The sequence below is a fragment of the Parahaliea aestuarii genome, assembly GCF_008064635.1.
Taxonomy (GTDB): domain Bacteria; phylum Pseudomonadota; class Gammaproteobacteria; order Pseudomonadales; family Halieaceae; genus Parahaliea; species Parahaliea aestuarii.
Genome location: NZ_VRYZ01000001.1, coordinates 165,219 through 179,183 on the forward strand (window position 1 = coordinate 165,219; position 13,965 = coordinate 179,183).

At 64.9% G+C, this 13,965-nt stretch carries 11 protein-coding genes; 7 read left to right on the forward strand and 4 right to left on the reverse strand.

Annotated elements, in window-relative coordinates; all coding sequences use genetic code 11:
• Window positions 1-49 precede the first annotated feature (49 nt).
• Window positions 50-712, reverse strand: a complete 663-nt coding sequence (locus FVW59_RS00690; RefSeq protein WP_148062326.1) for a Fe2+-dependent dioxygenase — start codon at window positions 710-712, stop codon at window positions 50-52.
• A 120-nt stretch (window positions 713-832) separates the two neighbouring features.
• Here FVW59_RS00690 and FVW59_RS00695 point away from each other — a divergent pair, with 120 nt between their 5' ends.
• On the forward strand, window positions 833-1,663 hold the full coding sequence (locus tag FVW59_RS00695; protein ID WP_148062327.1) for a hypothetical protein: 831 nt from the start codon (window positions 833-835) through the stop codon (window positions 1,661-1,663).
• A 6-nt stretch (window positions 1,664-1,669) separates the two neighbouring features.
• Here FVW59_RS00695 and FVW59_RS00700 read toward each other — a convergent pair whose 3' ends face one another.
• Window positions 1,670-3,535: an AsmA family protein gene (locus FVW59_RS00700; RefSeq protein WP_148062328.1), complete on the reverse strand. Its 1,866-nt coding sequence runs from the start codon at window positions 3,533-3,535 to the stop codon at window positions 1,670-1,672.
• A gap of 157 nt (window positions 3,536-3,692) precedes the next feature.
• Between FVW59_RS00700 and FVW59_RS00705 the strand changes: the two genes are divergently transcribed.
• From FVW59_RS00705 to FVW59_RS00715, 3 genes are all read left to right on the forward strand, one after another.
• Window positions 3,693-4,571, forward strand: a complete 879-nt coding sequence (locus tag FVW59_RS00705) for a heme-dependent oxidative N-demethylase family protein (RefSeq protein ID WP_148062329.1) — start codon at window positions 3,693-3,695, stop codon at window positions 4,569-4,571.
• The gene (locus FVW59_RS00710; RefSeq protein ID WP_148062330.1) at window positions 4,564-5,337 is read left to right on the forward strand and encodes a sulfite exporter TauE/SafE family protein; all 774 of its coding nucleotides are present in this window, start codon (window positions 4,564-4,566) and stop codon (window positions 5,335-5,337) included. The genes FVW59_RS00705 and FVW59_RS00710 overlap by 8 nt, the downstream gene beginning before the upstream one ends.
• Window positions 5,338-5,442: 105 nt before the next feature.
• The gene (locus FVW59_RS00715) at window positions 5,443-6,222 is read left to right on the forward strand and encodes a rhamnogalacturonan acetylesterase (RefSeq protein WP_148062331.1); all 780 of its coding nucleotides are present in this window, start codon (window positions 5,443-5,445) and stop codon (window positions 6,220-6,222) included.
• 7 nt (window positions 6,223-6,229) lie between these two features.
• Here the strand turns inward: FVW59_RS00715 and FVW59_RS00720 are convergent, their stop codons facing one another.
• Window positions 6,230-8,266, reverse strand: coding sequence for a pectinesterase family protein (locus FVW59_RS00720; protein ID WP_148062332.1), 2,037 nt, complete (start codon window positions 8,264-8,266; stop codon window positions 6,230-6,232).
• 133 nt (window positions 8,267-8,399) lie between these two features.
• On the reverse strand, window positions 8,400-9,014 hold the full coding sequence (locus FVW59_RS00725; RefSeq protein ID WP_148062333.1) for a TetR/AcrR family transcriptional regulator: 615 nt from the start codon (window positions 9,012-9,014) through the stop codon (window positions 8,400-8,402).
• Between the two features lie 232 nt (window positions 9,015-9,246).
• On the opposite strand from FVW59_RS00725, the gene FVW59_RS00730 reads away from it, so the two are divergent.
• The 3 genes from FVW59_RS00730 (at window position 9,247) to FVW59_RS00740 (ending at window position 13,869) form a co-directional block, all read left to right on the forward strand.
• Window positions 9,247-11,415 (forward strand): TonB-dependent receptor, encoded by a 2,169-nt coding sequence (locus FVW59_RS00730; protein ID WP_148062334.1) that lies wholly within the window; start codon window positions 9,247-9,249, stop codon window positions 11,413-11,415.
• A 9-nt stretch (window positions 11,416-11,424) separates the two neighbouring features.
• Window positions 11,425-12,492, forward strand: a complete 1,068-nt coding sequence (locus tag FVW59_RS00735; RefSeq protein WP_148062335.1) for a metallophosphoesterase family protein — start codon at window positions 11,425-11,427, stop codon at window positions 12,490-12,492.
• A gap of 138 nt (window positions 12,493-12,630) precedes the next feature.
• The gene (locus FVW59_RS00740; RefSeq protein ID WP_148062336.1) at window positions 12,631-13,869 is read left to right on the forward strand and encodes a TetR/AcrR family transcriptional regulator; all 1,239 of its coding nucleotides are present in this window, start codon (window positions 12,631-12,633) and stop codon (window positions 13,867-13,869) included.
• Window positions 13,870-13,965 lie beyond the last annotated feature (96 nt).

Consider the following 13,965-nt stretch of genomic DNA (forward strand, 5'->3'; position numbering starts at 1 on the left):
CATAGCCCCGCCTGTCAAAGGGCGCCAGCGGCGGAAGTATTTTGCCGCACTAATCCATCCACATACGCTGCAGATTGGCGCGCACGTTGGCCAGTTCGTCCAGGGCGCCGGGGTCGCCGGGATGTTCCTGCAGTCTGGCCAGGGCGCTGTCGAGGGCGAACAGCAGCTTGCGCTGCTCGCTGGAGCGCACCTCGCTCTGCAGCCAGCCAACCGCCACCAGCCGCGAGCCACTGCGCACCGCTTCCACCCGGTGCAGGTAGCTGGAGGGATAGCACACCACCGCCCCGGCCGGGAGTTTGACGGCATCCTCGCCGGCGCCGGATTCGATCACCAGTTCGCCGCCCTCGTACTCACCCGGTTCGCTGAGGAAGAGGGTAAAGGAGACATCGGTGCGTACACCGTCGATGGCGGGGGCGTCGATATGGGTACCGTAGCCCATGCCCCTGTCGTAGCGGCTGATCAGCAGGCGGGCGAACTGGCGCGGGCGGGTGGCGGCGCGGAACACCGGGTGCGCCAGCAGTTGTTTCTCCAGCAGGCGGGTCACCCCGCGAATGGTGGCGTCGGCGCCGATGCCCTGCAGATTGTGCTTCACCGCCCGGGCGCGCCCGGCGGCCGTCGCCTCGCCGGGAGCGAAGCTGTCGCTGGTGGCCAGCTGTTCCCGTACGGCATCGAGGGTGGGGGCGTCGAGCAGGCCCTCGATGCAGGTCAGCATGGCCCGGTGACCGCGCCGGAATACGTTTGATCTGCAAGTATCTTAATAAGAATCATTTTCAAGAAGCCTCCGCTTTGCTATAACTGGCCGGCCAAATGATGACACAAGGAATTCGACAACATGCACAAGCGCACCAAATTGTGGTCCAGCCTGAGTCTGGCCGCCCTGGTTGGCGGCACCTCGCTGGCTGTGGCCGCCGCCGATGAACTGCAGGCTGCCGCCGCAATGGATACCGCCGCGGCGGACACCGGTCAGGCGGCCGCCGCCGGCGGCGAGGGCGAAGGTGAGGGCCTGGCCCAGAACGTCGACCCGGCCACCAATGATGTCGCCTACCTGTCGCAACTCGGGCTGATGCGCGGTCACCTGCTGGTCGGCCTCGAGCTCTACCGTGCCGGCCACATCGAGCACGCGCGTATGCACATGAAGCACCCCAAAAGCGAGTTGTACGCGGATATGGAGCCGGCGTTCAAGGCCCGCGGCAGCGCCGGCTTCGCCGACCAGCTGACCGCCCTGGCCAATGCCGTGGAAAGCGATGACAGCAGCGCTGAAGAGGTCGAGGCAGCCTACGCCGCTGTGCTCGAGGGCATCAGCGCCTCCGAGGCGCGGGTGGGTTCCCTGTCACCGGCCACCCGCCTGGGTGTGGTGGTGAAGCTGGTTCGCACCGCAGCGGATGAATACGCCCTCGGCGTAGTGGACGGCAAGGTGGTCAATGGCCACGAGTACCAGGATGCCTACGGCTTCACCCGCACCGCCCAGAGCCTGGTGGCCAACATGGACGTGGGGGATGACGCTGACCTGGCGGCAACCCGGGACGGCGTGAAGGCCCTGATCCAGGGGCTGTTCGACGCCAATCTGTGGCTCGGCATCATGCCGCCCGAGGCAGTGGACGGCAATGCTTCCCAGCTCTATGGCGCCGCCGCGCGGATAGAAATCGCCGCACTGAGTCTGTAGGGGCTCCTAGTCTTTCTTTAGCAGGCGTTCGAAGAGGCGCCCCGCCTCTTCCTGCACCTTGCGCTGGACCTCGTTCTTGCCGAGGTCCTCGATGATTTCCCCGCTGTCCACGCGGCACCAGTCTCCCGCGTCGCCGTTCAGGTTGCCCTCGCATTCCAGCGGCCAGTCGATGGCGGTGTAGCGCTCGTTGACCCGGCAGGCCGGGTCCACCTCGGCCAGCCCCGGGTCGAGGCGGGCGGCAAAATCGGCCTTGAAGTCGAGGCTGTCGAGTTGGGCCGCACCCTTGCCGGTCAACTGGATGTTGGCCAGTTCGGCGTGCAGGGGCGAGAGCCGGGCCTTGCCCTCTGCCAGTTGCAGGTCCACGGTCAGGGCCTCGAAGGCGCTGTCGGTGGGCAGTTCGGCGGCGAGTTTTTCCCGGTTCACCAGTGCCACGGTCTGGCACAGCATGCGTTCGATGCCGAGGCCTTTCAGCACCAGCTCGCGGGTGTGAATCTTGACTGGCCCGCTGAGGGAGTCGCGCAGGGCATTGCGGCTGCGTCCCTCGGCTGCAAGCTGCCAGTTCAATGAGGCCTGCCCGCTGAGCTTCGGCTCCGCTTCCAGCGCTGCCAGCAGTTGCGGCAGATCCACATTCTCCAGCTTGCCGCTGGTGTTGAGGCGGGCGCGGTTGTGGGCGGCGTTCAGCGTGGCGCTGGCCGACAGTGTGCCGCCGTGGACGCTTCCGGACAGACGATTAAGCGTGACGACACCGTCTACCGCACGCAGTTGTGCACGCAAATCGCGGATCTCGTGATTGCCGAAGCGGGCGCTGTCGATGGCCAGTTTGGCGCGGGTATCGATGCTGCGCAGTGGCGCCAGGGGCAGTGGGGCATCGCCGTCATCCACGGTATTGCCGTCGCTTTCGTCGTTGCTGCCTGCCGCGGCTTCCGGGCCGGCCAGGGCCAGCAGGGCGGGGGTGAATTCATTGAGGTGCAGGTCTGCATCGATCTGCGGGCTTTCGAAGCTGGCGAAGCGCAACTTGCCCTCGCCACGGGCGCTGCCCAGGCTCAGGGTGAGCTTGAGGTCGGCCACCACGCGCTCCAGGTCAACACCGCCACTGGCGCTGAGCTGCAGTGGCTCGGCAGTGGCGCCCTGCAGCTCAGCCTCGAGCTGATCGAGGCTGAGCTGCTGGCTGGCCTGATCCAGGCGCAGGGTGGTATCCAGTTGCAGTGTTACCGCTTCGCCGCCCGGCTCTGTCGCGGGTACCGAGAGGGCCAGAGACAGGGGAACCGGGCGGCCGGCCAGGTTCAGGTCAGTGGCGCGGAGGGATTCGATCTCGACAATCCGGTCGGGCTTTCCGGCGCCCTCCATCAGTACCAGGCGCGAGTCGTCCATGCTGAGTTCCGCCACTTCCAGTGCCATCGGTGCTGCCAGTGCCAGGCCGGCATCCTCACCTGTCTCCTTGAGAACCTTGCGCCGCTCGCGGTAGAAAGCGTCCAGTTCGGCATCGCTCAGGTCGCTGCTATCGATACTGGGCTGTTCCGGGCCGGCTGGCACGGTAACCAGCAGCCCGTTCAGCGCCAGGCGCTGAATCTGCACTTCACCGGACAGCAGCGGCAGGGGCTTGACGCCGATATCCAGGCGGCCGGCGCTGAGGTCCGGCTGACCTTCGCCGGGCAGTGTCAGTTCCACCTGCTCCACGCTCAGCGCGATGCGCGGCAACAGGCGCAGCCTGGTGTCTCCGCTGACCGCCAGCGTCGCGCCGGTTTTCTCCTTGAGCGCCTCGGCGGCGATGGCCAGCAGACGTTCCTCATCCAGCAACAGCGGCAGCAGGAGGGTGGCCGCCACTATCAATAGAAGCGGTGTAAGCAGGAGAAAAAGCAGAATACGACGCATGAAAGCTCCCTGGTTGGCAGGTTGTGGCCTATAGGTTAGCAGAGCGCAGGAGGCGCAGTGGCGCACTGCGTTCGGGCAGCGGGGCCAGTGCCGGCCGACATTTGCCCCGTCGCCGCTTTCCGGTAAGGTGAGCGGCCCGTCACCCGAATGCCCTGTGATGCTTTTCGACAACTGTCAGCCGCGATATCTCCCTCACCTGAGCCACAGTGAACTGTTGCAGATGGGGCTGGTGCCCATGGCACCGGAACTCTGGATCGAGCCCGATGGCGAAGCCGGGCGCTATCACCTGAACAAACTTGCCCAGCGCAGCCGCCTTGGCGACCGGGTGTATCGGGAGCTGCCGGAGTCCCGGCCGGCACAGGAAGAGCTGTCCACGGTGCTGCTCAAGCATCTATTGCAATGCCATGCGGACTGCTATCGGCGCGAGGGCCAATACCTTTACTGCCTGCCCGGTGGATTCCGCGCACCGCTGGAACACGGGGAAGCGCTGTGGAATGCCTCCCTGTGGGTGGCCGATGACCTGGTGATCATGGAGCCCCGGGGCGATAGCTACACTCTGACCGCCGCCAGCCTCTGTGCCGCCAGCCAGTGGCGACTGGAAGACAAGGTGGGCGGCTCCCTGGCGGATATTCACGCGGTGATCCCCGGTTTTGACAGCGTTTTGCTGCCGAAAGTGGAACGCTTTTTCCAGCACCTGAAGGTGGAGCGCCCGGTGGTGCGCTACAACTGGAGCCTGCAGCACGGCCACACACTGAACCGCAGGCCAGGCAGCGAGGGGGGCGAAGACGAGCCGCTGTTCTACCGGGTGGAGCGCCAGTCCCTGCGCCGTCTGCCGGCAAGCGGCGCGGTGGTGTTTACCATTCGTGTATACCTGCACCCGCTGTCGCAGCTGGTGGAAATGGGGAATGCACTACCGGCGCTGCTGCGCGCTATCGATAGCAACCCGCCGGGTATGCAACAGTACAAGGGCTTTGACCGTATGGCCGCGGCGCTGGCGCCGTATCGCCGCCTGGCGGGAGAATCCGAGAATGGCTGATTTACACACCTGGCAATACCTCGCCATCGCCCTGCTGTTTGTATGGAGCGGCTTTGTGCGCTCGGGGCTGGGCTTTGGCGGCGCGGTGCTGACCCTGCCCTTCCTGCTGATGGTCTATAACGCACCGCTGGTGTTCCTGCCCGTCATCGCCATGCACCTGCTGTTCTTTTCCTTCCTGACCATTGCCACCGCGCATTTTCGCGCCCGTGAAGGGCGCGCCGAGAACACGGTGAACTGGCCCTTCCTGCGCTACGCCTTCGCGCTGATGATCGTGCCCAAGCTGATCGGTGTCGCCGGTGTACTGACCCTGCCCACCAATGTGGTGAGCGGGTTTATCTTTGTGGTGGTATCGGTCTACGCCGTGAGCTACCTGCTGCAACGGCCATTCAAGAGCAACAGTCGCACCGTGGACACCCTGTTCATGTTGCTGGGCGGCTATGTCAGCGGTACATCCCTGGTGGCGGCGCCGCTGGTGGTGCCGGTAGCGGCCAGCCGGGTACAGAAGCACGAGCTGCGCGACACCCTGTTTGTGCTGTGGTTTGTGCTGGTGGCCATCAAGCTGGCGGCCTTTGCCTGGACCGGGGTCGACCTGCAGTGGCGCGCGACCCTGTTGTTGCTGCCCTGTGCCGCCATCGGCCACATGCTCGGCCTGCGCTTCCACCGCTATACCCTGCGCTCCGATACCGGCGTGTTCTTCCGGGTGCTGGGCGGCGGCCTGCTGGTGGTAAGCCTGGCGGGGCTGCTGCGGATGATCTTCGGCGGCTGATTGTTCGTGGATTTCTCGCTGCCCGCCCTTGCAATGGCTGTCGGCCCCTTTTAATCTGCCACCGGTGGCAGTGATGCCGGGACTATCGGGTAGCAGGAGCAAGTCGTGACGACGTTTAAACAGTACATCCCTTTCGGCGCACTTGCCTGCGCCATACTGCTGTTACTGGCGCCGCTGGCGGCGCGGGCCGAACCGATCACCCTGTTTCTCGCCGGGGATTCCACCATCGCCGCCAAACGGCCTTCAACCCGGCCGGAAACCGGTTGGGGCGAGGCCCTGCAGGGCTGGTTCGACCCCTCTGCGGTGACCGTCGACAATCACGCCCGCAACGGGCGCAGCACCCGCACCTTTATCGAGGAGGGCCGCTGGCAGGCCATTGTCGATGCCCTGAGCCCGGGTGATTACGTGTTTATCCAGTTCGGGCACAACGATGGCAGCGAGGAAAAGCTGGACCGCTACACGCCACCTGCGGACTACCGCAGCAATCTTGCCCGTTTTGTTGCCGATGTGCGGCAGCATCAGGCCCACCCGGTACTGATGACGCCGGTGATGCGCCGCCGATTTGATGAGCGCGGCAGCTTCTTTGATACCCACGGACCCTATCCTGGCCTGGTGCGCGAACTCGCCAGGGAGCAGGCGGTACCGCTGCTGGATATGCATCGGGACAGCGGCGCACTGCTACTGGAGCTGGGGGCGCAGGGCTCAAAGCCCCTGTTTCTTATTTTACCTGCCGGGGAGTGGCCCAATTACCCCGAAGGGCTGGACGACAATACCCATTTTTCTCCGCAGGGGGCGAAAGTCATGGCGGCCATCGTTACCCGGGAAATTCGCGAGGCGCTGCCCGCCCTGGCGCACCAGCTGCGCGATACGCCTGCTGCCGACTGACGTTCTCTCAGTCGGCGGGTGGCATCGCCGCGTCCAGGAATCGCGCAATCTCGTCACTGGCGCTGTCCAGCCAGCGCTCGAACAGCCAGAAGGTGTGGGGCGTATCGGCCAATTCCACTGCCCGGGTCTCAACACCCGCGGCCGCCAGCTTCTCCATGTAGGCATCCCGCCCGGCCCGGAAACGGGGCCGGGCGCTGTTCACGAACAGGGTTGGGGGGGTGGATGCCCCGGCGTAGCGTAGCGGCGATGCCTGCGCCCACAGTTCGGGAAATTCCGCGTAGCGCCCGCCTATCCACAGGCCAAAAGCCGAGGGTTTGGCGGGTGAGTCTTCGTAGTACCGCGCCGCCTCTGAGGTGAGATCCACCACGCCATCGAGGTCGACAATCGCCTGTACGCCAGGGGCGCTTCGATCCAGTTGCGATGGCTGTAGCACCTCCGGTGTGCCTGCGGCGCCCGCCAGCGCCGCCAGGTGACCGCCGGCAGAGGCGCCCAGCAGGGCGATTCGACCACTATCAACGGGCACCAGTGATTGCTCGCGCAGCCACTGCACGGCGCGGCGGATATCCAGTACCGCGGCGGGGTAGAGGGCCTCGCCCGACAGCCGGTAATCCACCGCGGCCGCGGCGTAGCCACGGGCTGCCAGTCGCGCTGCCAGTGGCGCCAGGTGACTGCGGCTGCCACTGCGCCAGCCGCCGCCGTGAACCAGTATCACGCCGGGCAAGGGGGAAGCAGCGGGGGCTGGAGTGTAAAGGTCGGCCGCGAGTTCCCGGGTACCGGTTTGTGCATAGGCCACATTCCGGACGGCCTGAATACCGGCAATGCCATCGGTGCCGGCAAGGGACAGCCCCGGCCATTGCTGCGCGTATTTCTCAAGCTCGGCCTGTGGCGTGTAGGGGGCATTCTCCCGGGGCAGCGGATAGGGGAAGCGCAGATGCCAGGGGGCGATGATACGGCGGGCATCGTATGCCTGTGCCTGCTGGTCATCCAGCTGGCGCCGGTCGGCGTTGGCCACCGCTCCCGGCCCGCGGCTGCGGTACTCGAAAAAGCGGGCGTCCTGCGGCGGGAAACGGATGCGACGGCCGTTCTTTGCCGTGCCTCCCATATCCGACCAGCCCTGGGGCTGGATGTGGCGGTCCATCCAGGTATCGATGAATACCGCCGAGCCAATCGCATCCGGGTCGGCGTAGCGGCCATCGGCAAAGGTCGTGGTGGGGTGCCAGGGGCGGCCCAGGCTGGTGCTGTGGTCGGGCACGCCGGGCTCGCGGGTCAGGCGGCAGCGCAGGAAGACCAGGCCGTAGTCAGAGTCGATGTCGGTACTGGGAGCGGTCAGGTAGCCCCAGGTCTGCTGTGTGCTGGCGCGAGTGCGCATGCGAATCTCGCTGTCGATAAACAGCCCGGTGCCGGCGCCGAAGATAAAGTCTACATTGCCGCTGACCAGGCTGTTGCGAATCAGGCTGCGGCCGGCGAGCAGAAACAGGGTGTCCTGGTAGCCGTGGATGGCGACATCCTCGAACGCGGCGCGGTCGCTGCCGACATCGGTCATCACCGCGACCGCCTGGCTGTGGCGGATACGCTGCGCTTTGGGCAGGGCGTCGTTGGCCAGGTAGTCGAAGCGGTTCTCTATCGTCAGATGGGCGGCGCGGAAATCCGGCGCGCGGATGATCAGGGTGGCGGAACCCCAGGTGGTCCAGGTGTCGTTGGGGCCGGTCGCGCCCGGGCGCAACTGCCCGGCGTAGGCATCGTAGTGGATCACACTGCGTTCGCGGCCGGCGCCAATCAGCTGCACGCCCGGGTAGTCCACGACCAGTTTTTCCCGGTATTCACCCGGGGCGATGTGGATGCGCCAGGGACGGGTATTCGCCTCGCGGCCCGCCGCCAGCGCGGCATCGATGCTGGCGTAGTGCCTGGCGCCGCCGGGCGACTGGCTGACGCAGGCTTCCCATTGGCAGGACTCGGGTTCCGAGCCCTGGCTGCTGCCCGGTAGCGAAAGTATGACCGCGATACTGACAGACAGGGGCAGAGAAAGTAGAGGTGTCAGCCGCATGGATTCTCCAGCAGTCGGTGTCCTGGTCAGCCAGTAAATACCCTTGAGTGGTTTCCAGCTGCGTTGTGAAACACAGTGTGCCAGAAATTGCTACCGGTGGCAGCATGGAGGGGTGGTGGTCGGGCGTTGGCGGTCAGGGCGAGCTGAGGAGGGAGCGGGCGCTGCGATGCATCAGGTTGCGGAAGGCTTCCAACTGCCCGCTGTCCGCCGGGTCGTAGTTGCGCTCTTCGCCCAGCAACTGGCCTGTTGCGGTGTAGTAGATGGTACCGGCCCCCAGCAGGTGCAGCAGGTGGGCGGGACTGGCGGGGGGGAATTCGCCGCTGGCCTGGCCGCGTCGGATGATGTCTTCCCAGGCGCCGAGGGCGACGAAAGAATTGCGCACCGGGGCGCTGCTGTCACTGTAGCTGTTGGCGCTGATACGCAGCAGAATGCGGGCCGCCGTGGGCCGCCCCACCAGAAAGTCCAGCCAGCCGTCCAGCAGGGCTAGCAGCTGATCCATGGCGGGGGCGTCGGGGCGCTCGGCGCGCCGGGTGTGGGCCATCATGGCGCTGAAGATGCGCTGTTCCACCGCTTCGTAAAGCTCCTGCTTGCCGGCAAAGTAGTAGACGATAGACGCGCGTTTAATGCCCACCGCCAGTGCCACATCCTCCAGCCGCGCAGCGGAGTAGTCCTTCTCGGCGAACAGTTCCTCGGCGGCATCGAGGATACGCTGGCGGGTCTTTTCACCCCGGCTGGCCTTGTTTTCCATGGAAAATCCCGTTGTTTTGATCGATTGCGCGCACTCAAGTCCGCCAACTGGACAGAACTGTAACGCTTGTCGGCTTGTTTTCCTACCTGCATGCAGGTAGTTTTTTGCCTACCTGCGCGAAGGTAGATAAATTGCCGGCGCAGACACAGATAACAGAAACGGTTCCGCCCCCGGGGTCAGGGCTGCGCAGTGCCTGCGCGCCACTCCCCGACGCCACAAGTGAGGAATAACCATGAATACAGCCCGCAAGCTGCCCGTTATCGCGCGTCTGAAACCACTGGCCTGGGCCTGCCTGGTGGCCGCCCCTGGTGCGCTGGCCCAGCCCATGCTCGAGGAAGTTGTTGTCACCGCCCAGAAGCGGGTGGAATCCCTGCAGGATACGCCCATCTCCCTGGCTGCCCTGGGCAGCAATGAACTGGAAATGCGCGGCATCGAGGACATCACCGACCTGCGCAGCGTGGTGCCCAACCTGCAGCTGACGCCCCACCCTAACAGCGCCGCCACCGCGCGTATCTACGTGCGCGGTATCGGCAACAGCGACGACCAGATCACCCAGGATCCGAGCGTGGCGGTGTACCTGGACGGCGTCTACCTGGCGCGTACCCAGGGCCTCGCCATGGAGGCGGCTGACATCTCCCGCATCGAAGTCCTGCGCGGCCCCCAGGGCACCCTCTACGGCCGCAACGCCACTGGCGGCGCGATCAATTACATCACCACGGATCCGGCAATCGGCGAGTGGGAATTCAGGCAGCAGTTCACCGTCGGCAACCGCGATCTGTTCCGCAGCAAGACCACGGCCAATCTGCCGCTGGGCGACAACCTGGCCGCCCGCATCGGCTATGTCACCGCGCAGCAGCACGGTTTTGTCGACAACCTGGGTACCGGCGAAGACCGCTTCGGTGACCGCGACCGCGACGCCTGGCGCGCGGACCTGCTGTGGCAGCCCAGCGACAGCATCGAGGTGCGCTATGCCTATGACCGGTCCGACATCAACGATACTCCGGTGTACTCCGCGGCAGTGCCGCTGTTTCCGCAAACCGCCGACCGGCCCAGCGCGGGAAGCCCGGATGTGCGCAATGTCGAGGCCAACGATGTGGTTTCCGACGGCCACAGCCTGATTGCAAGCTGGGAGCTCTCGCCCCTGGTGACCCTGAAGTCGATCACGGCCTACCGCTCGCTGGATAACTACCAGAACATGGATTACCACACCGGCGTTTACGGCCCCTTCCCGATCTTCCGCACCAGCGGCGATATCGAGCAGGAGCAGTGGAGCCAGGAACTGCAACTGTTGGGTGAAAGCGACGACGGCAGCCTGCAGTACATCGCCGGCCTGTACTATTTCGACGAGGACGGCAGCTATTTCAGCGATACCCTGGTGCCATCCAGCGGCATCAACAGCCTGAACGAGGGCGACATCAGCAACGAGGCGATCGCCGCCTTCGGCCAGGTCACCTGGACGCCCGATGTGCTGGAGCAGCGCCTGCACCTGACCCTGGGTCTGCGCTGGTCCGAGGATCAGCGCCAGGCCTCGAAGGCCGAGAGCATCTCCCCGATTGGCACCGACCTGGTGATCCCCCGCGGCGCCGGTGCCGGCGACAACACCTACACCAATACCAGCCCGTCCTTCATCGTCGGCTATGACCTGACCGACGACATCAACCTCTACGCCAAGATTGTCGACGGCTACAAGACCGGCGGTTACAACACCCGCTCCAGCAGCATCGAATCCTTCGAGCGCGGCTTTGGCGAGGAGACCCTGGTGTCCTACGAGGTGGGGGCGAAGATGGAGCTGTGGGACCGTCGCCTGCGGGTCAATGCCGCGGCCTTCCAGGCGGACTACGACGATATCCAGATCAACGTGCAGTCCGACCCGAACGACATCTCGGTCACCGACGTATTGAACGCCGGCCAGGCCACCATCAGCGGCTTCGAGCTGGACACCACCGCCCTGCTGTTTGAGGGCTTCAGCGCGAGCCTGCGCTATGGCTACCTGGATGCGAAATACGACGAGATCGTCGATGCCACCGGCAACGACATCAAAGACATCTTCCGCTTTACCCAGAGTCCTCGCCACACGGTGACCGCCGACCTTGACTATACTTTGCCGGCGCTGCCCTTCGGTACCCTGCAGGCGAACGTGAACTACAGCTGGCAGGATGACAAGTTCACCGGCTCCACGGCGGAATCCGGCGAGTTCATCGTGGGTGACTACGGCCTGCTGAACGCGCGTCTGGGCCTGTCGGAGATACCGTTCATCACCACCGGTGATCTGCGTGTTGCGCTGTGGGCGAAAAACCTCGAGGACAAGGAGTACTACATTGCGCACTTCAACGGCGGTGTACCTACGGCCATGTTCGGCGAACCGCGCACCTACGGTATCGACGTAATCTACGAGTACTGAGGAGTTATCATGACCGCTCGCTGGCGACACTGCATTGCGGCTGCGCTGCTGGCGGTCGGTCTCGGTGCCTGTAGTGGTACCTCCAGCCAGGTGCCGCCGCTGGCGGCGCCTGCCGATTCCTCCGACCTGCGCGCCCGCGGAGTGGCGGTCAGCCAGAAGGCCTTCGCCAACCGCCCCGAACACTTCCAGTTCGCCGTGGTGGGCGACCGCACCGGCGGTCACCGCCCCGGCGTGTTCGCCCGCGCCATGGCGCAACTCAACCTGCTGCAGCCCGAGTTCGTGCTCAGCGTCGGTGACCACATCGAAGGTTACAGCGAGGACCGGGATGAGGTCGCCGCCCGCTGGAGCGAGGTCGAGGGTCACATCGACAGCCTGCAGATGCCCTATTTCTTTGTGCCGGGCAATCACGACATTTCCAATCCGGTCATGCTCGACGAATGGCGTTCGCGCCACGGGCGCGCCTATTACCACTTCCGCTACCGCGATGTGCTGTTCCTGGTGCTGTCTACCGAGGATCCGCCCACCGCCAGCAACAAGAAGCGCCTGATGCAGGAACTCGGGGTGAGTGCGCAGGAGTACCGCCAGGCGGTGCAGACCCTGCAGGGCAACCCGGCCGAGGTCGCGGCCGCGGTGGCCGCCGACCCGCGCCTGGCCAGCATTGCCGCGGCCCTGGCCGGCGGCGACAGCGCTACCCTGAGCGAGGCCCAGGTGGCGTACATGAGCGAGGCCGTGGCTGCGAACCGGGATGTGCGCTGGACCTTCGTGCTGATGCACAAGCCGGCCTGGAAATACGACGCTCCCGGATTTTTACGCATCGAGGAGCAATTGCAGTCGCGCCCCTACACAGTGCTGGCCGGGCACTTTCACTACTACAGCCGCGAGCAGCGCTTCGGCCGCGACTATATCCAGATGGGAACCACCGGCGGCAACCAGCGCACCCATCCGGCCGGTCCCGGTACGCTGGATCACCTGATGTGGGTGACGGTGGGCGAGGATGGACCCGAAATCGCCAATATCGCACTGGATGGACTGTTCGACCGCGAGGGCCCGCGGCAGGCGCGCACGCCGCTGGAGTAAGCGCGCCCCGCAGCGCTCCGCGCGGTGCCTCCAGCTTGAGCGAAGCCTGGCATTCACGTTATTCTGCAGCGTCAGCAAGGTGCCCGTACCTTTCTGAACGCTGCTCCGCAGCGCCAATAATTCCAACCGGTACCTGCAGTGGCCACAGCCGAAAAGCCTGAAAACGCCGATAAGCGCACCCGCCGCTTTGAAGAAAAACGCGACCGCATCCTCGACGCCGCCACTGTGCTGATCAATCGCCATGGCCTGAAGGGCATGACCTTTGTCGGCGTGGCCGAGATCGTCGGCCTCAATACCACCAGCGTTACCTACTACTTCAAGCGCAAAGAGCAGTTGGCTGCAGCGGTGCTGGAGCGTTCCATCGAGCGTCTGGAAGCCATGGTGGACGAGTCTGCGAGGCAGCCTTCGGCGCGGCTGCGAGTGCGCCACTACCTCGAGTTGCACTTCCGTCATTTTGCCGCAAGACGCCAGGGGGAAGAGGTGCCGCTGGCCTCCCTGTCCGATATCCGCGCCCTGGCGGACCCCTACCGGGAGGCGCTGATCGAGCGCTACAACAATCTGTTCCGTTCCATTCGTAATTTCTTCGGCAAGCCGCGCTCCACGCGGGAAAAACTGCGCCAGACCGCCCAGACCCACGTGCTGGCAGAGAGCCTGTTCTGGCTGCCAGTGTGGTTGCGGCAGTATTCAGTGGGCGATTATGAGCGCGTTGGCAATCGCCTGTGGGAAGTCCTGGATCAGGGACTCGCCCCCGCGTCGACCCCCTGGCAGCCAAAACCGCTGGCGCTGGATGCCAATGCCCTGGGCAGTGATGGCGAGGGTATGCCGGACAACTTCATGCGTGTAGCCACCCGGCTGATCAACCAGCTCGGTTATCGCGGCGTGTCGGTGGAGCGCATCGCCGCCGAGCTCAATGTCACCAAGGGCAGTTTCTACCACCACCTGGAAGCGAAGGACGACCTGGTTCTGGAGTGTTTCAGTCGCAGCTATGGCCGCGTGTCACTGCTGCAGCGCGCAGCCCGGGATGCCGGCGGCGACCACTGGCAGCAGCTGCAATCGACCATGGCGGCGCTGTTGCGCGATCAGTTGCGCGGCGAGGATCCGCTGTTGCGAACCACCGCCCTGCAGGCGCTGCCCAACGAGGTGCGTGGCGATGTGCTGGCGCGTTCCGACCGTATGGCGCGACGTTTTGCCGGGATGCTGATCGACGGTATCAGCGAGGGCAGTGTGCGCGCGGTGGACCCACTGATTGCCAGCCAGGTGCTGATGTGCATGCTCAACGCTGCCTTCGAGCTGCGCAACTGGGCGGCGCGGCAGGACCTGGAGGACGCGGTGGAGCTCTACGCCTCTACCGTTTGCCAGGGCTTTTTCCGCGACTGATTCATATTTTTCTCCTGCGGGTTTGCCGGCAATAAGGCTCCTCGCGGATGAGTGGGAAAATAAAGCAGTAAAAAACCCCGCCAGATGGCGGGGCAA

Bases quoted from the DNA above. Each gene is read 5' to 3' on its own strand.
- FVW59_RS00690 (WP_148062326.1), bottom strand. From the start codon at position 712: ATGCTGACCTGCATCGAGGGCCTGCTCGACGCCCCCACCCTCGATGCC.
- FVW59_RS00695 (WP_148062327.1), top strand. From the start codon at position 833: ATGCACAAGCGCACCAAATTGTGGTCCAGCCTGAGTCTGGCCGCCCTG.
- FVW59_RS00700 (WP_148062328.1), bottom strand. From the start codon at position 3,535: ATGCGTCGTATTCTGCTTTTTCTCCTGCTTACACCGCTTCTATTGATA.
- FVW59_RS00705 (WP_148062329.1), top strand. From the start codon at position 3,693: ATGCTTTTCGACAACTGTCAGCCGCGATATCTCCCTCACCTGAGCCAC.
- FVW59_RS00710 (WP_148062330.1), top strand. From the start codon at position 4,564: ATGGCTGATTTACACACCTGGCAATACCTCGCCATCGCCCTGCTGTTT.
- FVW59_RS00720 (WP_148062332.1), bottom strand. From the start codon at position 8,266: ATGCGGCTGACACCTCTACTTTCTCTGCCCCTGTCTGTCAGTATCGCG.
- FVW59_RS00725 (WP_148062333.1), bottom strand. From the start codon at position 9,014: ATGGAAAACAAGGCCAGCCGGGGTGAAAAGACCCGCCAGCGTATCCTC.
- FVW59_RS00730 (WP_148062334.1), top strand. From the start codon at position 9,247: ATGAATACAGCCCGCAAGCTGCCCGTTATCGCGCGTCTGAAACCACTG.
- FVW59_RS00735 (WP_148062335.1), top strand. From the start codon at position 11,425: ATGACCGCTCGCTGGCGACACTGCATTGCGGCTGCGCTGCTGGCGGTC.